This window comes from Rhodococcus sp. UFZ-B548 (genome assembly GCF_903819475.1).
Lineage (GTDB): Bacteria > Actinomycetota > Actinomycetes > Mycobacteriales > Mycobacteriaceae > Rhodococcus_F > Rhodococcus_F erythropolis.
On sequence record NZ_CAIJDS010000074.1, the window covers coordinates 1 to 22795 of the forward strand.

18 protein-coding genes and 2 pseudogenes are annotated in these 22795 nt (G+C 62.7%); 16 read left to right on the top strand and 4 right to left on the bottom strand.

Annotation, left to right across the window (positions count from 1 at the left end; translation table 11 throughout):
- Positions 1 to 63 precede the first annotated feature (63 nt).
- Positions 64 to 501, bottom strand: a pseudogene (locus tag H7C86_RS34140) (beta-ketoacyl synthase N-terminal-like domain-containing protein); the annotation flags it as partial.
- Positions 502 to 833: 332 nt separating this feature from the next.
- On the opposite strand from H7C86_RS34140, the gene H7C86_RS34145 reads away from it, so the two are divergent.
- Both H7C86_RS34145 and H7C86_RS37715 read left to right on the top strand, forming a co-directional pair.
- Entirely contained in the window at positions 834 to 1448 is a 615-nt protein-coding gene (locus tag H7C86_RS34145) for a DUF1275 family protein (RefSeq protein ID WP_182263219.1), read from the top strand.
- Positions 1449 to 3262: 1814 nt separating this feature from the next.
- Entirely contained in the window at positions 3263 to 3397 is a 135-nt protein-coding gene (locus tag H7C86_RS37715; RefSeq protein WP_259349394.1) for a hypothetical protein, read from the top strand.
- Here H7C86_RS37715 and H7C86_RS34150 read toward each other — a convergent pair.
- Positions 3394 to 3630, bottom strand: a complete 237-nt coding sequence (locus H7C86_RS34150) for a hypothetical protein (RefSeq protein ID WP_182263220.1) — start codon at positions 3628 to 3630, stop codon at positions 3394 to 3396. The two genes, H7C86_RS37715 and H7C86_RS34150, sit on opposite strands and share 4 nt — an antisense overlap.
- A gap of 121 nt (positions 3631 to 3751) precedes the next feature.
- Positions 3752 to 4027 (bottom strand): type II toxin-antitoxin system RelE/ParE family toxin, encoded by a 276-nt coding sequence (locus H7C86_RS34155; RefSeq protein WP_182263221.1) that lies wholly within the window; start codon positions 4025 to 4027, stop codon positions 3752 to 3754.
- Between H7C86_RS34155 and H7C86_RS34160 the strand changes: the two are divergent.
- The 7 genes and pseudogenes from H7C86_RS34160 to H7C86_RS34190 form a co-directional block, all read left to right on the top strand.
- Positions 4015 to 4170, top strand: a pseudogene (locus H7C86_RS34160) (VOC family protein); the annotation flags it as partial. The gene H7C86_RS34155 and the pseudogene H7C86_RS34160 sit on opposite strands and share 13 nt — an antisense overlap.
- Before the next feature lie 211 nt (positions 4171 to 4381).
- Positions 4382 to 5083 carry an IS6 family transposase gene (locus tag H7C86_RS34165; RefSeq protein ID WP_125053568.1) on the top strand — a complete coding sequence of 234 codons (702 nt, stop codon included), beginning with the start codon at positions 4382 to 4384 and terminating at the stop codon, positions 5081 to 5083.
- A 121-nt stretch (positions 5084 to 5204) separates the two neighbouring features.
- Positions 5205 to 5921 (top strand): hypothetical protein, encoded by a 717-nt coding sequence (locus tag H7C86_RS34170; protein WP_259349395.1) that lies wholly within the window; start codon positions 5205 to 5207, stop codon positions 5919 to 5921.
- A gap of 320 nt (positions 5922 to 6241) precedes the next feature.
- Positions 6242 to 7528 carry a HEPN domain-containing protein gene (locus H7C86_RS34175; RefSeq protein ID WP_182263223.1) on the top strand — a complete coding sequence of 429 codons (1287 nt, stop codon included), beginning with the start codon at positions 6242 to 6244 and terminating at the stop codon, positions 7526 to 7528.
- A gap of 770 nt (positions 7529 to 8298) precedes the next feature.
- Positions 8299 to 9195 (top strand): ribonuclease HI, encoded by an 897-nt coding sequence (locus H7C86_RS34180; RefSeq protein ID WP_182263224.1) that lies wholly within the window; start codon positions 8299 to 8301, stop codon positions 9193 to 9195.
- 69 nt (positions 9196 to 9264) lie between these two features.
- Positions 9265 to 9543: a hypothetical protein gene (locus H7C86_RS34185; RefSeq protein ID WP_182263225.1), complete on the top strand. Its 279-nt coding sequence runs from the start codon at positions 9265 to 9267 to the stop codon at positions 9541 to 9543.
- Positions 9540 to 10031 (top strand): hypothetical protein, encoded by a 492-nt coding sequence (locus H7C86_RS34190; RefSeq protein WP_182263226.1) that lies wholly within the window; start codon positions 9540 to 9542, stop codon positions 10029 to 10031. Before H7C86_RS34185 ends, H7C86_RS34190 begins: the two co-directional genes overlap by 4 nt.
- A 45-nt stretch (positions 10032 to 10076) precedes the next feature.
- On the opposite strand, the gene H7C86_RS34195 is transcribed toward H7C86_RS34190, so the two are convergent.
- Positions 10077 to 11120, bottom strand: coding sequence for a DUF6636 domain-containing protein (locus H7C86_RS34195; RefSeq protein ID WP_182263227.1), 1044 nt, complete (start codon positions 11118 to 11120; stop codon positions 10077 to 10079).
- 213 nt (positions 11121 to 11333) lie between these two features.
- Here H7C86_RS34195 and H7C86_RS34200 point away from each other — a divergent pair, with 213 nt between their 5' ends.
- The 7 genes from H7C86_RS34200 to H7C86_RS34230 all read left to right on the top strand — a co-directional run bounded on the left by H7C86_RS34200 (position 11334) and on the right by H7C86_RS34230 (position 20745).
- Positions 11334 to 12524 (top strand): OmpA family protein, encoded by a 1191-nt coding sequence (locus tag H7C86_RS34200; RefSeq protein WP_182263228.1) that lies wholly within the window; start codon positions 11334 to 11336, stop codon positions 12522 to 12524.
- 174 nt (positions 12525 to 12698) lie between these two features.
- Positions 12699 to 13463 (top strand): hypothetical protein, encoded by a 765-nt coding sequence (locus H7C86_RS34205; RefSeq protein WP_182263229.1) that lies wholly within the window; start codon positions 12699 to 12701, stop codon positions 13461 to 13463.
- A gap of 35 nt (positions 13464 to 13498) precedes the next feature.
- The gene (locus H7C86_RS34210; protein ID WP_182263230.1) at positions 13499 to 14119 is read left to right on the top strand and encodes a hypothetical protein; all 621 of its coding nucleotides are present in this window, start codon (positions 13499 to 13501) and stop codon (positions 14117 to 14119) included.
- A gap of 44 nt (positions 14120 to 14163) precedes the next feature.
- Positions 14164 to 15000, top strand: coding sequence for a hypothetical protein (locus H7C86_RS34215; protein ID WP_182263231.1), 837 nt, complete (start codon positions 14164 to 14166; stop codon positions 14998 to 15000).
- Positions 15001 to 15097: 97 nt separating this feature from the next.
- Complete coding sequence (locus tag H7C86_RS34220; protein ID WP_182263232.1) at positions 15098 to 16228, top strand: RNA polymerase sigma factor; 1131 nt, start codon at positions 15098 to 15100, stop codon at positions 16226 to 16228.
- A gap of 3 nt (positions 16229 to 16231) precedes the next feature.
- A complete protein-coding gene (locus tag H7C86_RS34225; protein WP_182263233.1) occupies positions 16232 to 17188 on the top strand; it encodes a hypothetical protein in 957 nt (318 codons plus the stop codon).
- Positions 17185 to 20745 carry a WD40 repeat domain-containing protein gene (locus H7C86_RS34230; protein ID WP_182263234.1) on the top strand — a complete coding sequence of 1187 codons (3561 nt, stop codon included), beginning with the start codon at positions 17185 to 17187 and terminating at the stop codon, positions 20743 to 20745. The genes H7C86_RS34225 and H7C86_RS34230 overlap by 4 nt, the downstream gene beginning before the upstream one ends.
- Positions 20746 to 22795: the final 2050 nt, after the last annotated feature.

Here is a 22795-nt window from a genome sequence, read left to right on the forward strand (position 1 = left end):
ACGACTCATCCGACCATCATCCCTGACTCACGGCTCAGTTAAGTTGACAGAGCCCATCCGGCGCCACCCGATCGACCCGTGAAACGGTGTCTCGAAGCCGAACTGCTGCCCCACCGTCATCGCCGAGGCGATCGGTATCGCGCTCATGTTCTGCACTCCACCTGCAACAACGAGATCCGCCGTACCACTCATCACTGCCTGAGCAGCGAAGTGCACCGCCTGCTGACTCGAACCACATTGGCGATCGACAGTCACCCCTGGCACCTCCACCGGAAGCCCCGCCGCCAACCAGGACGTGCGCGCGATATTGCCCGCCTGCGGCCCGATGGCATCGACACACCCGAAAATGACGTCGTCGACACCGTGCGGGTCGATCTCGGTGCGTTCGAGCAGATGAGTGAGAACGCCCGCCCCCAGATCTGCCGGATGGGTGGCAGAGAGCGCGCCCCCCTTTTTTCCGATTGCAGTGCGCACCGCATCGATGATGTATGCCTCGGACATCGAGAACTCCTCCATCCTGGCCCGCGCGGCTACGACTTCGAGCACTGACGCGAGACGTCGTCGCACAGCGACGAAACCCTTCATGTACCAAGCAGTTGCTTGGTACATGAAGGGTAGTACCGCACCCAATCGACGCGAGCAGGTACCCACAAAACCGCTCACCCAGCAGGTTTCAGCTCTCCCGCAAGGCGATGGGCGTATTCTCCCAACCATCGACTGCGTTGCCCGCGATGCAGTCGAACACGTTCACGATCCGCTATCGACCCCGGCCCGTACCCCGAGGGCGACATCAGAAAGAGCCCAGCAGTGACGCACGAGCCCCCGCCGATCCCGTGAGCGCGAATCTCCTTCCGCACTCTCCGGCGGACACGGCGATGAACCTCTACGTCGGCTTCCTCGACTCCTTCGCCATCTTCCTCATCGGCGGGATCTTCATCTCGTCGGGCAACGCCGCTATCACCCCCATCGACACATGGACGATCAACCTCCCCGTCCTGGTCGGCACCATCGCCAGTGCCCTGATCGGATTCGTTCTCGGCGTCGTGATCGCGACACTCCTCGCACCACATCGCGGGCGAGTTCTTCTGGCAGCGACTCTTCTCCTGGCCGTTGCTGGATTGACGATGCTGTTCATACCCGAACCTGTCGTCGTGGCGTTCCCCGTCGCGCTCGCCGTCGGCGCCGTCAACGTACTTCTCGGCACGCGCGGCCAACTCGCGGACACCACCCACGAAGTGACCCAGAAATGGCTGTCTCACAATACAATCCAACCAATCAGGCGAAGGGTCCACAGCTCGGCCGGATTCATCGGCGGGGTGGCAGTGGGAGCGCTCAGCTATCGACTCCTTGCCGAGGCAAGTCTGTGGCTGGCGCTCGCTGGTTCGATAGCCATGATGGCACTGACTCACCGGAGGCCACCGGAAAACATGGCGACCACCAACCGGTGACCACTCGCTGCGAGCGACCCTGCAGGCGAAAATCCGCAAGCCGCAGAATCTCGCCAGCAGGGTCTACACGTCACAGTCCAGGAAACGAGAACGTGACTCGGCCGACCCTACGCCTGACCGGAACCCGACACGTTCACCGGCAGGTCATTTACCCTCGCGATGCGGCCGGACCGCGAAGCGGAGAGCAAAAGCTGGGGAGTGTCGCCGAGACCGGTGTCAGCGCCATCTCGATAGACGGTGTCCACCACGCCGTCCCATGGAAACAACACGTCAGGCCCGCAATCTTCGCCATCGTTCGGGACGTCGAATACGCTGTCCCCAATGTGATTAGAGCAAGGTGGCCAGGCGTCTCACCGCTGCCTGCGCCGCTATCGGGGCCATAAGGTTTGCTCTGGCCATGAGCTTCTGAGTCCGGACTCAAGATTCGTATATCGGACCCTGAACCGATGTGCACTGATCGAATGGAACGACCGAGCACCGAACCGAAACGTGTCTATTCCCACCAGAACGCACAGTGTTGTAAAGAAGATCTGTGATGGCATCTCAGATATCTAACAGAAGCCCTGAAATAGTGCAGACATCGAATACCTACCGTGCACCGGTTCTGTGGTGGCCCGCTGGAGCGCAGTATGAATGTCGACAACAGCGGGTCCGTACACATCACCTCGTCGGGGGTGTGATGCTACGAGTTGGCGGACGTTGCGCGGCGACCGCACTCCCGCGAAATTTCGCATGAGCCGCATGAGCCGCATGAGCCGCATGAGCCGCATGAGCCGCATGAGCGGCACGCCGCACAGTGGAAACCTGAACCCCGACAGGGGAAAGGCGCTTGGGCGTCGTCAGCGACGGATAAAAGTGTGTCGAGATCCCCTCATCGTGTGTGGTCGGCGGGACCGCCCACTGCGTGCCTGAGCATTCTTCCTGTCTTTACGTTTGAATCGGCTCTCGTTGGGGAACTTGTTCGGCGCGGCAGAAGGATTATCGAACGCGGGGTCGGCCGCAAGACCCGCCTACCGGCTGTCAACTCGCCGGGGGTGGGTCTCCCGGAACTGCGTGCCGTCGCAGCGGTTCGGTGCGCACGGCTCGCCGGCGCAGGCCGCTGTGTCGGTGAGCCCCGCAAAATTAGAAGGTGAACCCCAGATAAGCCCGGTGCGGCGAATCTGAGGCTGCCTGCTCAGGGTCTGCGGTCGCCTCCCGAGTTCGAATGTTGTTGATTTGGGTGCGGCGCGGTAGTCGATTTCGACCTTCGTTTCGCCTGGGCGTCGTCGCGACCCGGACCTGCCGGCATGGCCAGGTTGGTCGGTATTCCTCAGCCGTTGAAGAGAAGTTGACCGTTACCGTGCGGATCCTGACGCAATCAAACGACGCGAGTTCAAGGTCGTGACTGGGCCGATCGGTCACCGTAGGCGTGTTTCCTGGCGATCGGAACGTCTACGCGACCATCACGATGGTCCGAGGTGGTCATCGCTGACAAGTTTCTGTCTTCACTCTAAGGCATCGGAAACTGTGTTCGTGGCCAGTGTGGCGGACACATCCCTTGCTCGTACTTTTGCGGTCGGCAGCGGTATGTCGTTGCCGACCGTGATTCGGGCTCTGTGGGTGAGAATGCGAAGGTACAGCGGTTGGCCAGTACGTCGACGATATCTGTACGCCCCGTATCTGCACGCCCAGTGCCCAGGTCGGCGCTCTCGATTCGGGTTTCTTTGCGGCTCGATGCACGACTGCCGACGTATACGGTCGCGCCACTGCCGTCGGATTCGTCGCAGACGCCGTGTGCTGCCGGGGCGGTGTTTGCAGCGCTTCCAGTCGGGGCCATGAGTGCAGCACTCGCCGTCGGTGGGGATTGTGTGGCGTCGGCGCAGCGTGCACCATTCCCGCTGAATTTTGCGGGAATCACCCACTCGGCGAAGCACGGTTGGTGGGTGTCGCGCTGGGGCGAGTGCAGTTAGAGCAGGTCTTCGCTATTTGCGAAGATGAGCCGTCCGTCGTCGAGTGCGATCGCCCACCGGTGCACGGGCGCCCAGTCGCGTCCGGTGGCTGCGGTGTCGATGGCCATGTCTGCATAGTCTTCGATCACTACGCCCGGGTGTTTCGTGGTGGTGTTGTCGGTGGTGCGCACTGTGACGTGCACTCGGGAGCCGACGCTCACTGTGTCGTCGGTTTCGTTGTGTTTGTCCGTCATTCGGTTGATTGTCGCAGAGCGAGTTGCAGGGTCGTCGCGTCGGCTGATGAACGACGGAGTGTTGCCCAGGATCGGTCGTGGTGTGGTTTCTGGGCTGTGTCGAGGTTTGCTGCACAGCTACCTAGGTCTGCGGTGGGTGTTGGGCACTGAGCCACTCGATTCTTGCGTCATCAGCCATACTCCGGCAGCGAATCCGGCGGTGTCGAGTGCCGATCGTTTTCAGGTGCGTGGGGCGGTGGGAGATGGCGGTGACGTTGACGGTGTGTTCGTTGTGGTTGACGAGGTAGAGGACGCGGAAGGTTCCGCGGCTGGCACTGTAGACGAGGGCTAGGGGTGGGGTGAGTGGGTACCCGACGCGTTGCGGGGTTTCGATGAGCGGACCGGCGTCTACGCGCATACGATGCCTCCACCTTCACCCAGGCAGTCGGTGGAGTGATCTTCGTCGACGGCTGCGATCCTGACGGCATCCGCGTCATCGTCGCCTACCCTGGTCCCGAGCAGCTACCGCGGGAGCTGATCGCACTACGATTCCACGGATGACTGCCACGGGTCCCTTCGGCCGCAGGTCGGTGCCGCAGCCAAGCTGTTGCCTCCGAACAAACATCTGCCCGTTGACAGGGTGAACTACCATAGATCGGCGTGCCTCATCCCATACCGATCGCCTGAAGTTCATCGACAGGCTGAGCACTCTCCCACCAGTGAGCTGGCATTGTCAAGTTGTTGAGATCCGCTGATCTGGGATGATCTACGGGTGTCGTCAACGTACAAGGGGTTCCGGTTTCCGCGGGAGATCATCGCGCACTGTGTGTGGCTGTACCACCGATTCACCCTCTCGTTCCGCGACATCGAGTTACTGATGGCCGAGCGCGGGGTCGAGGTGACGTACGAGACGATCCGCACCTGGTGCGCGAGGTTCGGGCCCGAGTACGCCCGCCGGCTTCGACGAAAGGTGCCCCGACCAGGTGACAAGTGGCATCTCGACGAAGTGTTCATCAAGATCGGCGGCATGCAGAAGTATTTGTGGCGGGCGGTGGACCAGCACGGAAACGTGCTCGACATTCTGATCCAAGGGAAGCGGGACGGCAAGGCGGCGACCAGGTTCTTCAAGAAACTCCTGAAGCGGCACGCTCGCCCGCCGCGGGTGCTGATCACCGACAAGCTCGCTTCGTATCGTGTTGCCCACCGGACGATGATGTCGACAACTGAGCACCGGCAAAACAAATACTTGAACAATCGGTGCGAGAACTCCCACCAACCCACCCGCCAACGTGAACGAGCGATGAAGGGCTTCCGCACTGTCAGCTCAGCACAACGATTCCTCGCAGTGTTCAGCCGGATCTCGCCGCACTTCCGCCCACCCCGGCACCGGATGGCTGCCACCGACCACCGCACCGAACTGGCCATCCGATTCCAGGTATGGGATCAGGTCACCGAACAAACCATCGCTCCCTGACCGACCTCCCCGTGCGATGCCTTGCCGCACCCCAAAACTGCTGTACTCCAGACAACTTGACAACACCGTGCAGACCGCTGCGGATCTCCTGCGAGTCAATGGAGCGGCTTGGGGTCCCCAAGTGGCCGTCGGCAGTGAGCTGTCCGTCGAGGAAGCGTTCGAGCGTGCCGGTTCAGTTCCGGGAGATGCTGTGGTCGCAGAAATGGAATGGCTTCGTCAGGCGCAACGAGACGGACTCTACGACGGCGCTGATCGCTCGCTCGACTCACTTGTCCGTCATATCGAGTCGACCACGATCACGGACGTCGACCTCGTCGATCATCTGGGGCCGAATTGGCAAGCAGTAATGGATGTCCTCGGGACTGTCGCGGCGATCGGGTTTGACGAGTACGTGAGCAAGGTACGTGCGTTACCTGCGATGAGAGCCGTCGATGCGCTCGACCTTCGTTCTGCGTTGCGGGAGAACGCGGTAGCTCGCGGATTCCAGGCGGAATGGGACGGCGCTCAGGAGGTAGTCGCTTTTTACTTTCAGCAATGTACTTTGGCGGCGTTGGGGCAGCGAGAGGTGAGCGTTTCCGTCGAGGAGTACGTGCGTGATTGGGATCTGGCGGAGGCTGTGGCGCGTGACGCGGTAGCCGCTGCTTTCGCCGCAGACTTCACGAGCGACGAGGGCCGTGAACATTTCGAGATTTTGGCACGAGGTCTTCATATCGTTCAGGCGCCGAACGATTTCGATCCGGATGATTTACTGACCAGATCCGTGGATCCGTATGAAAACTTGCATCCGGACGAGGTCGAGGTGCTGAAACTGGAAGATCCGTTTATCGAGGGTGAGTGAGCCGGCCCAGCCGTCCCGAGGGGGTGGCGCGACGAGCTTGAAGGCAGCTGTCGACGTAGCGCAGCGGTCCGTGGAATCTCAGCGTCGGAACGCATCCTTTTCGGTCGAGGCTTGAACCGTCCGTTTTGTCGCTGGGAAAAACCCACACCCAGGCCCGCAGGAGGACGCTCAGCGGGTTTGGTTTCGAATCGGCAAGTAGAATTCCCTGGTATCAATCATTGAAGGCGGAGACGTTCCTCTTTGGATGACCTACAAGCGAATTGTGGATCAGCGACGTCTATCCGGGCTGCGCGACAAGGACTGAGGTCGGAGGCAGACCGGTGATCGTGGACAACGGGCAGTGGTGGATGCCATCCAATCGCGACCGCATCGGCACCGGCAACCTCACCACCGTCGACGACGGTTCCTTTCGCCTCAAGCTCGACCACCGCATCGTCCCGTGGACCAACAGTAGCCAGATTGTGTGGGGTAAAACCGCTGACGCCACACCGGTGACTCTGCTGGGCTGCTCAGTCCTGTCCGATGGGCAGTTGACGCAGGAGGTTCACGTGCACGTGGCGTTAATCGGCGCCCACATCGCCTCCGCCGATGATCCCATCTTCTGCCAGGTGTCGGTGAGCCTGTCCAACCTGACCGACTGGGCAACCCGCGGCACTGATGAGCCGCCGCTGCCCGAGCAGATGACCAACCCCCAACGTCCTGGCGAGCAGCTCAGCCTGCGCCGTGTGGGCCGCGAGGTCCAGCTGGTCATCGAGTCCGATGAACCCCGTCGATGGGCGGATTTCGGCACTACCACCCAGGCGTTCGAAGACCTCCTGACCCTGGCTGGCAATGCGGACTGCCGGATCGAGTCGTCCGTCCTGTCCACCAGCGAAGGCACCCCGGTCCAGGTATGGATGAAGGCCGACCCCGTGATCGAGCGTCGTTGGCAACCCGTGTTCGTGCTGAGCACCGTCCCCGATCGGTTCATCTCCGACTGGCTAACGTTGCGCGCGCAGCTGGGGATGTCGGGTTCGGTGTTGTTCAGCCTCGACTACGGCGGCCGCGGGTACTTTCAGAACAAGCTATTTAATGCTGCATCCGCCGCCGAGGGTTTCCACCAGATTCTGCACCCGGATACAACCGGTATCTCCGGCCGGGAACACGAGGACCTCAAGGGCCACATCAAGGCTTTGCCCGACGGCGCGGCGCGGCGGTGGGCACTTTCAGCGATCCAACGGAACCAGCCGGGCTTCGCGACACGGATGCGCGAGCTGGCCTCGATCCCCGACAGCGAGGCCGTCGCTACAGTGCTCCGCGACCGGGCCAAGTGGGTCACCTGGATGGTCAATGCGCGCAACGCGATCGGTCATTCATCGTGGGACGGTATGGACAAGATTCCTCGCGAGGTCAGACCCGCACTGACCTACGTAACGAAAACCCTGTTGCACCTGGTGATGTTTGAGAAGCTCGGGCTTTCCTCTGATCAGCAGCGCAGCGCGGCCGCGGTGAGTTACTACAATTTGCGGCAACACTACGACGACTACTTTGACCTAGCGCCAGTGACTGGGCCCCGATTGCGGGTCCAGTCACTGGCGACCGCAGCCCTCATTTCAAGGACCTCCTAGAAGATAACGGGGGCGCTGCAGAGGAGGTAGAGGTCCCCGGCTTCGATGTTCGAGCTTTGTGAGCAGATGCTGTTCTGGGCCATTTTTTGGTGGGAGCGTGGCTGTGACGGCGTCCATCGTGGTGTGTGTTCCGTCCCCGGCGAGGGCGTCGACAAGAGCGGCGCGCATGGCCACGAGCTTGCCCTCAACTGATCGACTGCTCACGCGGGGGTTTCCGCCGGCGACGTCCGGATCTGAGGTGAACGGGGAATGAACCGGCGTTCATAGGATCCTCGTCCTCACTGATGTCGGAGTTATGTGGTCGGTGGGCAGTCGAGGTTGTTGTCACTGCTCCCTCCACTCGGCAGTGGGCGTTGCCCCAAGCCAGCATTTGTGCGGTGCCCCGCTGGCCTCGAAGTCAGAAAAGGCACGCCGAGATCGACTGTCACAGTGGTAAACGATGACCCGAGTGGCGCGATCGGTTGACGATTCTTCCTGCTGCGAAACTCCCCGTCGGAGGAGACGTCGAACTCCTTCTGCAACAGTTGTGGCTGTACTTCGTCTCTTCCGTGAACGGCGAGCACCCGGCTCGCTCCACGTGAGGAGTTTCGATGGCCCAGTGGAAGAACTTGATCAGTGCTCTCATTTACGTTATTCAGCTTCTGCGTCGTGTTTTCGGCAGCACTGAAGTCAATTCGACCGAGGAGAGACCGTCACAGGTCGCGTCTAAGCTTCAGGCTGTCGAAACACCGTCGGTGCAGGCGGGGCAGAGTCCAGCTGCCGGGGTAATCGTGACTCGGACGAGCCGGGGCGGCGTTGTTCACGCTGTTGCGTTGATTACCAACAATTCCGAGGCCGGTGACGCTGTCGGCCTGGCGTACTTCGACGGCAGTGACCACAATGCGGCGCTTGCGGCTGTCGATGCGTTCGAGTTCGTCCAGAACTTCAGCGTTACGCATCAGCGAGAAGTCGAGCTGTACATCAGCAACAAGGCCGTACGGGACTGGTTCGAGGCCCAGAATCACTCCCACCTCGTACCGCGTCACTTCAATGGCCATGGCGTGTCGACGATCCGCTGCACGGCTGAAGTGCTGCTCGAACGGCGAATCGCCGCAGCGTCGGCGGCGAAGGTGCAGCCCACCAAACGGATTCCGGCCAGGACCCAGAGGCCTCTGATCATCGCCACCGACGCATCGGCGCGAACGGGTCACCGCGGAGTCGGAATCGCGTATGTCACCGAGACCGGCGCATGGCAGCAGAAGTTCCTCCCGTCGGTATCCGATATCGCGATCGGCGAGCTCGACGCCATCCACCTCGCACTGTCCGACAACGCTCACCGCCGACACATCGAGATCATCACCGACAGCTTGAACTCGATCGGGTGGATCGAGGGAACTCGGCGGATTCCGAACCGCACTCTCGCGGGGCGCGTACGCCAGATCCGCACACTCTGCGCAGGCAGGACTGTCGAGTTCCGTTGGGTCAAAGGCCATGCCGGGCATCGACTGAATGACACCGCTGACAGGCTCGCCGTCGCGGCACGCAGAAACGGCGCCGCGGCAATCGCCTCCGACGCCCGCCAATGCATCGCACAGAACATCATGGATGACTTCCGCGCATCCGCCCCGACGCAAGCCGCCGCGAGCCGGCAGACAACGCCGACCGTGCGGGCGCATCAATCGGCGTGACACCGGCCCGCTCCTCACACGCTTCTTCCCTCCTCACCGACTCCGATCCACGAAAGGTTCGAACAGCACATGGCTACCTGGAAAACACGAGCGGCAGTAGGTCTCGGCACGATGGGACTGGTGTTGGGCGCGCTCAACACACTCGCGCCGCAGTCGCCCGACACCGACGAACGCGATCGAACGAGGATCGAGCGCGATCTCGGTGACCTCTCGGACTCCGACGAACGCGCCCGAGACCGCGTGTACGACAACGGCTCCGATGGACTCAACGACGAGAACCGGGAACGACTACGTCCGGTCGAACCTAGACCGGGGGAGCTTCCGAAGGTCAGGATCCGGCTGCCATGAGCGTCTTTGGAGGAAGTCCGCAGGCAGGGGACTGGGTAGTGGCCACCGCGCCGATCACGAGGGGGTTTCTGGCAGGGGAGGTCCGTGCGGGCTCTCCGGGCGTTGTGGCCGGCTCCGTACGAGGGATCTGGTCACAGCGGGTGCCCGTCAGATTCGATTGTGGGCTCGCCGGTCTCGCGGAAGTCGACGCTCCGGTGTCGAGTCTGCGTATCACCCGCCGGGGCGCCGGCCAGGACAGGTTCGTACTCCGTACGCAGTGGTTCGGGGCCGTGCGCGCCGGGGTGGCCCTGGCTTTGCTGGCACCGATCGTGTACTTCGCCACCCTCTACATCTGGACCTACAGGTCGGTCGACGGGTTACTCATGGCGTTGGTGATCGCAGCGCTCGACAGTGCCGTGGCCACGGTGTCTGCGGCGATTTCGCATCCCGTCCCGACAGCAGTGTTTCTCGTTGCCAGTTGGGGTTTGGCGCGCTTCGCGTTTCGGTGATGACCGGAGCCGGGATCTGGGGCGATCCTGGCTCCGGCGCCGCCGTCAGAAGCTCGAGTTCGTGGTGCTGGCGATCGTGAAGCCGTGGCCGCTGCCTTCGTGTGTGCAGGTCACGCCGGTCACTTCGGAGGTGCACCGGAAACCCTCGGCGGTCAGTTCCCTGCCGTAGTCGAGGACCGGGTCGCCGTCGCCGGTCCCGGTACCGAAGATCAGTCCACCGGTGCAGAGGAACGACACCGCACCGCTCTGGTCGACCTGCATTCCGTGTCCCCATCCGGCCCCGGTCGAGCAGGTCGTCGGCCGGGGCGGAATGGGGCTGGTCTCACCGTGGCATCCAGCAGTGGTCTGGCCGCGGGGTGCGATGTCCGCATCGAGGATGCCGCATTGGAATTTGCCGCTCGGAGAGGTGAAATAGTAGCTGCCGTTGTGCTCGAAACGGTAGGCAGTCACGCCAATCTCCTGGACCTTTTCGATGACGACGTTCGATCCGTCCCAACGGATCTCGCCGCTGCGCTGACTGGTGGGGCAGCATGCGCCATCGTCTGGGCCGTTGGTCAGCCACTCGACGTGGACGACGCCATCGGCAATGGAGATGTTCTCCACTATTTCGCGCCCACCGGTGACGTCGCCGAGATCGATACCGCCGAGAAGCGTGGGTCCCTCGGTGTAGAGCTGGACTGTGGCGGGCCATCCGACGCCTCCTGCTGTGCAGAAGGTGACCAGCGCTCCGTCTGCAACACCGTCACCTGTGATATCGCCGAACGCAACGAACGGATCGTCTGAACCCGATGGGGTCGACGCGATTTCGACTCCGCCGTACATCGGGTTCTGCAGTGGGAGCCGCCCGTCCACCAGTGTGCCCGCTTCGTGCTCGCAGAGCGCGGGCACAGGCGCCGACAGGAGATCCTCTACCGTCACTGACCCCGCCCCCGACTCCTCGGCGGCAGCGCCGGAGGACACCTGAGCGCTGGCGAAATCCTCTGTACTCGCTGCGCTGCACCCTGCGGCCGCGATCATCGCGGCCGCAGGCAACACCAGCAGGGCACTGAACCGTCGCCACCCGACACTACGAACGCTACTGCTGTTCATGAAACTCCACTTCGCCAGGCTCGATTCCGACATATGACCGTGAATCACGAATCTATCTCCCCGCGGCGTCGACCGCACCGACACCGGTGCCTGCAACAGATGTGGCAGCCCTCCGTCTCAGCAGTGACACCGAAAATTTTCGATCTCGGTCTCGCCCCCTGTCCCGCGCCGGTTCGACACGGCGCTCCAAGCACGACTTCACCGGAGGTATTCATGTTCTCTCGCCGAAGTTCTCGTCGCTCGATGGCGGCGGCCCTGGCATTCGTCACAGTGGGCGCAGCATCCGCCGCCTGCGGGTCGTCCTCGCACGAACAGTCCTCGTCATCCCCGACCGACTCGGTGGTGATCGTGGCCGGAACACACCGAAACGCGCCGATGCCGCAGCTCAACGCCGAGACCGAGCAGGTGGTCGCCGACGCCATGATCAACCTCGGACACGTTGCCCTGGTGCGGGTGTCCGGTGACCCCGACATCGCCCCCATGGCATTGAAGGACGTCACGGGGACCGACGCGGGCCGCGCGGCTATCGTGACCGGAAACCTCACGCGCATCGGCGAACAACTACGCGAAGGCAGTACCGAGGACGGCGCCGACAACCTCGAAGCGGTGGCACGGGCTCGCGATCGTCTGCGCGGTGATCGCGCCGAACACCCTGTCATCGTGTTCACCGGATCCGGACTCAGTGACCGGGGCAGGCTGGATTTCACGTCGCCCGGCATGCTGGCCGCGGATCCGAGCGAGGTCGCTGGCTATCTGGAGCAGGCTGGGGTCCTGCCTGAACTGAGCGGCGTCACGGTGTATCTCGTTGGGATCGGCTACACCACGTTGCCTCAGCAGTCGCTCGATTCCGCCCAGAGAACCAACCTGGTCGCGATCTGGCAGGCGGTGCTCGAAGCCTCCGGTGCGTCGGTTGTCGTCAGTCCGGACCCGCGCAGCGGCGAGTCCGTGGACACCACGGCCACAGTGGACACCGTCGACGTGCCGACGATCACCACTCCGGCGATGTGCTCGACCGAGGAGATCGTCTTCGGTCAGCAATCCCAGGTGTCCTTCGTCGCCGAAGCGAACACCTTCATCGACGCCGGCGCCGCCGAGCGCGCCCTCACCCCCCTCGTCGACTGGCTCACCCACGACCGCACTCGAACTGCAGTCGTGCGCGGAACCACCGCCGACGACCGAGGGGACAGGGCCCGGCTCGTACGGCTGGGCCAATCGCGGGCAGAGACAGTGGAGTCCTTCTTCCTCTCCCGCGGAGTGGCACCGACACAGATCAACTCGGTGGGGGTTGGCGCCGACTTCCCTGAATACGTCCGACCGGACACCGACCCGGCCACCGGCCTACTGCTACCCGGGCCGGCCGCGATGAACAGATCGGTCCGCATCGCCCTGACCGACCCCTGCTGATTCATCGCACCTGTACAGCAGAAATCGCCAGACCACAGCGCCGCTTCCGTTGCACGCGCCCGTGCAACGGAAGCGGCAGGAACGCGTCCACACATCGAACGCCTCGGGGCGTTCGATGTCCGGCGCACACAGTCGTGCGCCACCCCAGTCCACCCCCACCCCCTCAGGAGAGAGATGTCCCGCTCACGCAAGAATCAGCACAGCGATCGAACTACTCTGCTCACCACAGCGTCGGTACCCATCCCCGCCGCTGTGCCCGTGCTGCAACGAAACCCGGACGACGGGTTGCGGTACAGAACCCTCCTCCGGTTTTGCGACTCGTGGCAAGGATGGCGTGATCGTCGCCGAGTCGCGCGCACGCTCGCCGAGAAGGACGCAGCACCCGCAGGCTTTCGCACCGACTTCGTCGAACGCCTTGCCGCAGAGTGCTTCACCAGACAAGAACACGAACGCCGAACCACTCGGACCGCGATCGCGGTCCTCGACGACGCCATCGTCAGCGCGCGACACAGCGCGCACGCACTGCAACAGCGGCTGCCCGACATCGCGCAACGCCATGCCGACGCCGCCGCCGGCACAGTCGAGGACGGTCCGGCGACCAGCGCAGAACAGTACGACACCGCGCAGCAACGCCGTACTCGTCGGCTACGCGCGCAACAGGCCGCGATCGACGCCGCAGTGGCCGAACGACAGCAACTACTGCACCGCATCGACCAGGCCGGTGAGCAGATCGACATCGCGCTGCAGGCACGCCGATCGCACTGGGCTCAGCTACTCGTCCGAGTGGAATTGCTGACCGCGCACTACAACCGCCGCGCGCGCACCTACACCCGCTCGGCATCACGGCGCACATCGCTGTTCATCAGCACCACCGACCAGCTGATCACCGATCCCGCCTGGTGCACGCCCGAATCACTTCCGCACCCGCCGACCGAATGACCACCCCACCCGCCTCGACTCGAAGGATCGTGCCCATGAAAATCTTCGACATCCTCCCCACGACACTGCGGGACCGAATGCGTATCCGGCTCAACCAGTCTCCGACGACTCCCATCGCCAACTGGGACACCTCGAGTCCGATCGACCTACCACAACCCGACGTCGAGGCGATCCGCCAGATGATTGTCGAACGGGTCGCGGCACACGCTGCCGCGGGAAGCCTGGACGACGCCTACGGCGACCTGCTCGATCGCATCATCAACCCTGTATGCCGACGCTGGTCGGAGCTGACAAAGTCCGCGCACGAGGAGCAACTGAAGGTCTGGAAGTTCCTGGAGTTCCAAGGAAGCGAACACAGCGTCCGGCTCGGACAACAGCTGGCCCGCCTCGACATCGAACTCGCTCGCCACCAGGACGCCGAAGCACGGGTGTGGTCGAGCTTCGATGGCACAGAACAACAGTCCGCCGCAGCAACCGAACCCGCTGCCCGAAATCCGCTACCGCTGCCCGCAGTGCCCATCGCTCAACTGCCCCACCCCTATCGGCCGGCCGACATCAGCGCTCCCGAGCCCACACCCCCGTCGGCAGGGAAACACGATCCCGAATCCGAACCGAGACAGGACGAACCACCCACTCCGCTGATCCACAGCGCATGACCGCCACACACCACGAGCACGTCCCACTACCCAGGAGCCGACACATGTCCACCACCGACATCTCACCCGACGGACCCGAGAACCGCGATTCCACCCGGCCAGATCCCGCCAACCCTGCCGGGATCTGGCCGATGACCCCGTACCTGCCCACGGCCAGCGTCTACATTCTGATCGCTGCCGTTCTGGGCAACATCGTCGACGTCATCCTCGCCAAGGGTGCACTCGATGTGGTCCTGAACGAGAGTGAGTTCATCTCCCTGGTTACCGCCATCGGTATGGCTCTGATCGCCGTCGTCACGGCCATCGGCGGCGGTCTGGCGCTGCGCCACGGCAACCGACCACTCGCGTCCGCGGCGTTCATCGCCTGGTTCTGCATCGGACTGGCGCTGGCAACCATGAGGTGGAACAAGGACACACTCGAAGGACTGCCGGACAACGCCACATCGGACAAAGTACTGGCTCTGTTGATGCTCGCGGTGTTCGTCGCCGCCGGCATCGAAGTCGCGATTCACGGAGCGCGCATCTTCACCTCCGACAACTTCTTCGCTACGCGCACCGCACGCCGCAGAGTGTTGCGCATCGACAAACGCCGCAACACGATCGCCGCCCAGTACGCCCGCGTCGGCTTGGAACTGGCCGACCACCCAGAAAAGCGGGCACGAGCTGCCCGGCAGCACGACATGGCGCAAGCCAACATCGGCCACGTCCAACGCGAGCTGCTTGCTTTCGCCCGTGACCGGATCGCCGAGGCGCTGCGCGATCCGTCCAAGACCGGTGTCGTGCGCCAACCGGTCGTTCCCTACACCCCAGATGAGGGCGACGTCGCGTCATTCGAACCGCCGAATGCGTCGGACACACAGGCGAAGCCGATGCACGGCTAGCGGGTTGAGGATAGTCTTTTCCCACCTCCGCACCGCCGCGTCCTGCGCGGCGGTGCGGAGCATTCCGTGGGAGGCGCAAGTGCAGGAGACGAGAGCCATGGCAGACGAGGCAGATCTTTTTGCGGACGTGATCGAGGCGGTGGACACCTCCTTCAGCAAGGGCGCTCGACGCTGGTACTGGACAGCCGCCCACATCGTCGGGCACGGCGCGGCCGACGATGTGGTCCACGACGCCTACGCCAAGCTGCTGGCCTCTGCCGCCGATGCCCGCGCGCAGGACCGGCGCACCGACCTGGCCGCACTCCGGGACAATCTCGCTCAACCCGGTTTTCTGTACAGAGTCCTCACCCACCAAGCTTTGGACCACCTCAGGCGAACCAAGTACGAACGATCGGTCGTCGCGGACTTCGGTGGCGCGTTGGCCGGACCACACATCGACGGGCCTGACGTTCGATTCGTTCAGGACGACGAAGACGACCGAACCACAACCGGCCTCGCTGTCGTCCTCGACGCTCTTGTCGCCCGCGCCGCACGCCCTGACACCACGATCGGAATCAGCAACGAGCAACTGGACCTGTTGCGCATGTTCTACCGATTCGAAAGCTACGCCGGCCACCCCGAAATCGATCCGGACCCGTCCGACGCCGAACTCGACGAGCGGGAGAACACGCGTGATCGGACCAACGAAGTTGCCCGCCGGCGCGAGCAGAGCCACAAGAAGGCGAAAGACAAAGGGCGCGACCCGAATTACGGAATGAACGCCCGCGTCGCCGCACATACAGGTCTACGGCCGGACGCGATCTCCCGATCGATCGGCAGAGTCAACGATGTCATCGGGCTGACGTTGTATCTCGCCGGCGTACTCGGCACAGACGGCACACTGCGATCCACGACGCAGATCGATGCGCACTTGAGCGTCTTCGAAACATGGCTGAGCGACAGGGACCGGCACCCCGCGGTCAAAAGTCTGCGCCTCGGTGCACGAGCTGTGGGTAGCCGCACGAACTTCGGAACGCGCGTCGTCCCCGACACGTACGTCGAGCTCTACCGAAAAGCGACCAAACAGGCCCCGGCACCCGAGGGCGCAACACTGATCGACTTCCTTCACAACACCGAAGAGCGATACTCCGACGAACCTCCGGTCGCCAACCCCTATCCGCGGTGCGTGCGCGTGTGCACTCCTCACAACCCCCTGCACCTCGACCGCACCCGCATTCTGGAGTTCTGAGACATGACTGACAAACCCACCCGAGACGACCTGTTCGGACCGGGCATCCTCGACGATCTGCTGTCCTTCGACACCGACGGCATCGACGACACCACCGGCACCGACGACCTGACCCTCCACGACGACCCGGCACCGTGGTGGTTCGCGGACCTGACCCGAGCGGCAGGCGAGATCACCGGCGAGCGAACCATCGAAATGGACGTCGCCCGGGGATCTGTCCTCGGCTTCACAGAAGACCTCGCCGCCGTCGTACGAGACGAACCGGCGCTGCTGTCGCAACTGGAGCGGCACTGGGCTGACAACGGTGTAACCGCCATCGTTCACGACCTGGCGCTCCAGCCGACACCTCGCGGTCGCCTCCACGCGCAGTTGCTGCAGGCCGCCAGCTCCACCACCGACGCCACTGTCACACGCCTGCGCCCGCACACAGATCGCCCCGAAGACTCCACCGCGGCAGTCGAAACCAACGTCGGGGGCGCTGTCATCGACCTCTGGACCCTCTCGCCTCATGTCCAATCCAGGCACGCGGCCGCCTCCGACACCGAATTCAGCCCTGATTCCTTCACACAGGACAGGCCGGAGTGGGGGATGAGCTACACCCAGACGCCGAACGAGGACGGCAGCGTGAAGCTCGAGGTCGAATTCGACATTCCACGCTCGTCAAGCACGGAGATCATATTGGTGCAGATCGGCGACGAACGCCGATTCCTGACGCTCCGTCCCAGAGGCGGTTCCTTGACCGCCGGTACCACCGTGCGAAACGAACACGCCTGGGGTCAGAATTCGGTGGCGATCTCCCGTCCGTTGTCGGCCGACAACGTCCCCGAACAGGATCGACCGTTGGTGACCGAATCCGTTCGCCGCGCCTCGATTCCGGAACAAAACCGTTGGCGCAAGATCCAGAGCACACTTGAGGATTCTCATCCGGTTGCGGCCGCTATCGCCGACGGTCTTCGATGACCGACGACACCCTCGCAGCTCGAGGTTCGAACACCGAATACATCACCTTGGTCGGTGCCAAGCAGCTCTGGCTCGATCGCTGCCGGGCGGCGGTCGCCACCGGCAGCGATGTAACCGGACTGCGCAACGAACTCGACGACGAGGGGACGACGGCGTACGAGGCTCTCTACGAGGGCTCGACCATGGATTGGTCGGACATCGGAGGATCTCCGCGCCAATGCGACGATGAGGGCATCCCTCTCACCCCGGAAATGGCCACCGCCCGCGTTCTCGTGGACCTCGCCGAGATACTGGCAGGCACCGAGACCGCCGATCAGCAGATCACCGCCGCGCTCGAGCATTTCGACGCCTGCGGCATCCGGGGTGCTGGAACACAAGTACTGGCTGGCCGCTCGACCACAGGCTCGGACCGACTGCCTAGGCTCGTTCGCAGGCTCCTGGCCGCCGTCGATCACCCTTCCCGAGGCTTCCTGATCTTGCTGCTGCTCGAACTCACCGGTAGACGGCCTACCGAACTACGCTCCACGCGCGTCCCCGTTCTGTTCCGAACATCCGACCACACTGGCTCGCGTGGGCAGACCGGGCACCTCACCCTCACCGTCCTCGACGACGGCCCCAGCGGAATCCATCCCGATCCCGCCATGATGGGCTTCCTGCAAGCCGATCGCTCGACCGCCACCGGTATCGAAGCCGCATGGGCCGCAAGCATCTTCGCCGAAGTCGATGCATGCATCGTATGGTCGGTCACCGACGCCAAGAACAATCCGTTCAACAAAATCGAAGGGGACTCGATGTCCGCCGCCTTCGCGGTGGCCATGGACGATATCGCCCCGAGATCGCGATGGCGCAAGCTTAGGCGCCTTCGCCGACTCGACCGAAACTGCGCAGTCACAGCGGGCGTGACCGGAACTTCATTGACCGAAGTCGAAGGCTATGACGTCAAGACCCGTGTAGCGCAAGCGAATTCGCTACGTGTGGTCGTAGCCCAGGCCGGACTGAAACGAGCGACCGAGGAAGCACCCACCGGTTTCGTCCTGCAGATCAGCGGCGCCGCAACGATCGACGACGCCATCGCCGAGACACGGTCGGTGGTGAACAAGGCGGTCGTGGGCCTGGCTGTGGGCTTAGTTATCGTCATCGTGCTCGCAATCATCGGTGGCTCATGGGGCTACTCGGTCTGGCGAGACGCCGAGGACAGAGGCCTGTCCGACCGGCTCGCCGGGCTGGCAACCGGCCAATCCAACTCCGACTCTCGCATCGCAGCTCTGCTCGCCCTGACAGCCGACGACGTTCATTCCAGTCCGACAACTACTTCCGCTATCCGCACCGTGATCGAAAACAACGAATCCGTCGCCGCCGCTGCAGTAGCCGGAGATACGGCCATCGATCATATCGGAGCGTTTGCAGGCACCGCCCTGTCCGCGCAATCCGGATCGTCCGTGGTTCGCGGGTGGTCACTGCCAGGGCTGCAGACACTCGGAGTCGGTCTCGATCTCGGCGGCCGGATCCGCGGAATAGGCGGCGCCGGGTACGCCGGGTCCGGTGTCATCGCCGTCCTGGCGGGTACGAACCTGAAATTGTTCCAAGGCAGCGCAGGAAAGATGCCCACAGAGGTCGCCTCGTACCCCACGCCGTTCACCGACGGCAATCGAAAAGTCTTCGGCCCCTTTGTCGATCACGACTCGAATGCGGTGATCGTCATCGATCAAGACTACAAAGGCCTGTTCTGGGCGCCCGGAATGAGCGCACCCGACACGTTCGATCTCAGTCGCGACACCGGCAGAGCCGATCTCGTCGCAGTCAGCGAATTCGACAGGTTGGAGGGAGTAGTCAGCAACAGGCAATCACTGGACACCGCAGGTAATACCCTCCTACTCGGCTCCGAAGACAAAACGGTCTACAAGCTCGAAATCGATACCCTCGGTGACGAGGTGGACCGCCGATTCAGTATCTCGAAATCGACTGCATTGCAACGGATCTACCGGGCAACCAGCGTCGTCGAACCGGACTCGGTGCTCGCGCCGATCCACTCGCTTGCACTGTCCCCGGCGGGCGCCGTGCTCGTCGGCTCGGACAACGGATTACAACAGTTCTTTCGAAAGGATGACAGGAACGACCCCGAAGCGAATGTCAATGGCCTGGTGAACAGTCGGGTTACCGCCATCACCTCCCTCGGTTCGTACTCGGACGAACTCGCCTACACCACCCCTTCGGGTCTCGGCTACATCGATGACGGCCGGCTGGCGCAGCTGACGAACACCAGCGAGAACGCGGCGTTCAATCGTGCCGTACGGTCCATCACATCGGGCGGAGACGGGACCGTGCTCACCGGCCGCATCGACGGGACCATCGTCCTTCATGACCCGTCGAACACACTGACCCGTCTGCAAGATCGGTGGGGTGCCACCGATGTCGAGTTCACCGCCGGCGGTGAACTCGTCCGTGCCGGCGTCCAGGGCATCGGCTCCAACACATTCAGCGGGGTGGCGGTCAGCGAGGTCTCGGCAGAGACCGAAGCGCAAGTGCGGCAACGAGTTCTCGCCGGTAACGACGACCCCGCCACACCCACAGAAGCCACGTACAAGCCGCGCGAAAGCAACATCGCTGCACGGTCGGTAGATGCAACCGACAACTATGCGGCAGCAACGGGCAAGAACAGCTCGACACGTCAGGCGCAGGTGTGGCTCTGGGACCGTAGCAAGACCGATGCATCCCCGAAAGTTCTCGACTTCGACGGACCCGAGCCGACCTCGAGCACAGTTGATTACGGTTGGGCAGTCGCGATCTCACCCGACGATCAATTCGTCTACGCCTACAATGCCGGACGCGGACGGATCCAATCGTGGTCGATCGACGGTACCCGACAATGGGCTACCACCCTCCCCGTCACAGTCAATGCCCGCGACGCCCAGGGAGCAGGAGTCACGTTCGACGAACTCCGCACGCGTGCGTTGATCGATTACCGGATGGTCGGCGGCACACGCGGCCACGCCATCATCGATCTCAAAGATGGAACTAGAACCGACATCACTTCACTGTTCGAATACGAGGACACCTACCTCTCTCCGGGCGGTGATCGGATCGCAGCAACACGAGAGAACGCACTCGCTGTCTACGATCTGGATGTGGCCACCGACTCGGTCGCTATCCAAGCCGCAGCCCGGCAGAACATCGGCGGTGTCGTCGGCAAGGTCGCATGGAGCGGCGACCAACAACGACTGGCCGTCGACATCTTCGGAAGTGGACAGCTCGCATTCTTCGCGGTGGACAGTCTGGAAGAAGACGCGCCGCGTTGGCGGATGGGAGGATTCGACGCAAACGATTTCATCACGGGGCTGGCGTGGAGCCGTGACTCTCAATATCTGGCGATCAACGTAGGTACTCAAAAACGTAACGAATGGTTCCAAACAAAATCGGTGCGAATCATGCTTACCGAGAGCATCAACTACACCGACGCACTGTGCAAGGTCGCCGGACACGACTGGACCGCCGACGAATGGCAACATGCAGTCGGCAACGAACGCCAACGATCAGTGTGTCCGGGACCTGAAGCCTGAACGAGATGAAAGTTGAGCAACTAGCGCTGAGACGAACGTCGGAGGATTAGAGATCCGACGTTCGTACCTTGGACAGTGGCGGACAACCGGCACACCAAAGAGGTGAGTAACCGTCGTCGCTGCCGCGACGATGTATTCGATCGACTGAATCACGAGCCCGGTGCCGCCGAGCGTAACCAGCAAGCAGCCCACCATCTTCGGACGTGCGCCACAGCTCCGATGCCACGGGTGGGACCAGTACTGATATGTCTGGTCTACCGGAGAGGTAGTCACTGCTGTCAAGATTTCTTGACGGCGCGGTAACCGCTCGCGTTCTTTCGCCCGGACATCTCGCCGCAGCTGCCCTTTGTTCTCGACGCGGTTGAGTCCTACGAGGTCAATCGGGAGATCGTCGCTGCTGCCTACGAGAAGGTCTTCGAGCATCCTGACGACGACATCGCGAGCACCATTGCGGTGCCCCGTGGCCGATTGCTCCCCGCGCCGAGACAGTGGTTGATGTGTCGCGGTGGCCGACCCGATGGTTCGAGAGCGCCGGGCCGCCGGCGCCACCGGTATCCCGCTGGTAGCAACGCTGACTCACCGGCCCCTGCCGGGGGTGGTAGATGTCGTGCATCTGTGTTGTGTGGGGGACGTGTCATTTGCCCATGTCAACGGGGATAATTGGGCGCTGGTTCCTCGGGTTTCGCGCTGGCGCTATAGGCAGCCCGTGGGGTCTCGATCACGGTACGGGCGGGTCCGCTGGCGTGGGCGACACTGAGCGGCGGAGCCCACTGCGCGATGACGGCGGCTTTGACCGTTGGTGGCAATTGGTGGTTGGTGATCGTTTGGTGGATCTCTGAGGCGCGTTCGATGAGGCGGTAGAGGTCGTCACTGAAGGCAATCCCGATCCATGACCGTCGTTCACAAGTTTTCCTGCCGATCGTCGCTCTGCCTGCTGGTGGGATACCCAACTTCGACACCACCGACCTCGATTTTCAACTTCGAAGTCGCCCATTTTTCGAAGAATTTAACGGTCGGATCCTCGCACTTGCCGCCCTGACACTTACCGAGCTACAGATCCTCGAAGGTATGGCGGGTCGTCTAGGGTTCCCAGACCCTGTCAAGACGCTCATTCAGTGGAGGTACATGTGCACTCAGACCATTGTGCCGATCCGGTTTCGTGACTTCCTCGACCTGACGCTTGCCAGTCCCAATCGCCCGCTGTCGAGTCGCGTTCTTGCTAACAACAATGCTCTCCTTGGGCGTGTCGCTGGCTTGTAGTGGAACCGTATTTCACGCTGCCGCGTTTTGGACGTCGTTTCGGTCCCGTGCCACCGCGCCCTACCGCGCTGTTGGTTCGCTTGACGACGTAGGCGATGAGAACGTCCTCGATCGTGTCCTGTACCCGCTGAGCGAGGTAGCGGAGCTGCTCGACCCTGGTGGGCGGTTGTTGTCTGGGTCTGGTTGTCGTGCTCGCGCACCTCTGCTCCCGGTGGTTGGTGATCGTCGAGTTGGCTGGGTTCGGGTCGATCGTTCGGCGGGTGCCGGCGGTGGGTGGGGAGCTGTTGCTCGTCGATCTGGGTGTACGGAGGGCTCAGGAAGGTCGATTTTCGGGTGTTTTTGAATGTTGTTGTGGTTCAGTAACTTTGGGTGATCGATTGGCGGGTAATTAGTTTCGGTGATTACGCATGGAAGTGTTTTGGTGAGACTCGAATTGTGTTGTGGTGGTTAGGATTTCGATTTTTCGTGGTTCTGTGTTGTTTTGCGGTTTGGGGTGGAGTCCTGTAGGATGGGAAGCATGATGACGGTGAGTTGGCGGACGCGAGACGGGGTATCTTCGAGCGACCCCCGCCCCTCTCCAGCCTCGTTTGGTACTTGGGTACTGGTTTTTCAGTTCCGATCAAATCCATTGGTGAGAAAGATAATTCAGGAATTGAGAGGAGCGGAGCGAGTCGATCGACGGCAGTCTGGATGGACCCACTGCGAGCCGCGCAGCGGCTCCCTGGCGGGGAGCGGAGCGAGCCGCTTCCGTTCCCGATGCGGAGCATCGGGAGAGCGCCGCGGATCCGGC

Excerpts from the sequence above, each read along its gene's own strand:
- H7C86_RS34195 (WP_182263227.1), bottom strand. The coding sequence starts at position 11,120 with ATGAACAGCAGTAGCGTTCGTAGTGTCGGGTGGCGACGGTTCAGTGCC.
- H7C86_RS34155 (WP_182263221.1), bottom strand. The coding sequence starts at position 4,027 with ATGCGCGTAGACGCCGGTCCGCTCATCGAAACCCCGCAACGCGTCGGG.
- H7C86_RS34210 (WP_182263230.1), top strand. The coding sequence starts at position 13,499 with ATGAAAATCTTCGACATCCTCCCCACGACACTGCGGGACCGAATGCGT.
- H7C86_RS34200 (WP_182263228.1), top strand. The coding sequence starts at position 11,334 with ATGTTCTCTCGCCGAAGTTCTCGTCGCTCGATGGCGGCGGCCCTGGCA.
- H7C86_RS34215 (WP_182263231.1), top strand. The coding sequence starts at position 14,164 with ATGTCCACCACCGACATCTCACCCGACGGACCCGAGAACCGCGATTCC.
- H7C86_RS34220 (WP_182263232.1), top strand. The coding sequence starts at position 15,098 with ATGGCAGACGAGGCAGATCTTTTTGCGGACGTGATCGAGGCGGTGGAC.
- H7C86_RS34190 (WP_182263226.1), top strand. The coding sequence starts at position 9,540 with ATGAGCGTCTTTGGAGGAAGTCCGCAGGCAGGGGACTGGGTAGTGGCC.
- H7C86_RS34205 (WP_182263229.1), top strand. The coding sequence starts at position 12,699 with ATGTCCCGCTCACGCAAGAATCAGCACAGCGATCGAACTACTCTGCTC.
- H7C86_RS34150 (WP_182263220.1), bottom strand. The coding sequence starts at position 3,630 with ATGACGGACAAACACAACGAAACCGACGACACAGTGAGCGTCGGCTCC.
- H7C86_RS34225 (WP_182263233.1), top strand. The coding sequence starts at position 16,232 with ATGACTGACAAACCCACCCGAGACGACCTGTTCGGACCGGGCATCCTC.
- H7C86_RS34185 (WP_182263225.1), top strand. The coding sequence starts at position 9,265 with ATGGCTACCTGGAAAACACGAGCGGCAGTAGGTCTCGGCACGATGGGA.
- H7C86_RS34230 (WP_182263234.1), top strand. The coding sequence starts at position 17,185 with ATGACCGACGACACCCTCGCAGCTCGAGGTTCGAACACCGAATACATC.
- H7C86_RS37715 (WP_259349394.1), top strand. The coding sequence starts at position 3,263 with ATGAGTGCAGCACTCGCCGTCGGTGGGGATTGTGTGGCGTCGGCGCAG.